Raw genomic sequence first — 279 nt, 5'->3', positions numbered from 1 at the left:
GACCCGTGAGTCAGGTGGCCGCCGTGCGCGAGGCTCATGCCCATGATCGTGTCGCCGGGCTTGAGCATGGCGAAGAACACGCCCTGGTTTGCCTGCGAGCCGGAGTTCGGCTGGACATTGGCCGCCTCCGCGCCGAACAGTTGCTTGACCCGGTCGATAGCAAGCTGCTCGGCCACGTCGACATATTCGCAGCCGCCGTAGTAGCGCTTGCCCGGATACCCTTCGGCGTACTTGTTGGTGAGTTGCGAGCCCGGCCGTGATGGCTGCGCAAGGCTCGCA

Annotated in this window: 1 pseudogene; it reads right to left on the bottom strand. The window is 65.2% G+C overall.

Annotation, left to right across the window (positions count from 1 at the left end):
• Positions 1–279, bottom strand: a pseudogene (gene glyA, locus EN850_RS36050) (serine hydroxymethyltransferase); the annotation flags it as partial.

The organism is Mesorhizobium sp. M8A.F.Ca.ET.207.01.1.1, from assembly GCF_004794715.1.
Lineage (GTDB): Bacteria > Pseudomonadota > Alphaproteobacteria > Rhizobiales > Rhizobiaceae > Mesorhizobium.
Note: the sequence above shows the minus strand (reverse complement) of the source record. Positions and strands in the feature narration are given on the sequence as shown.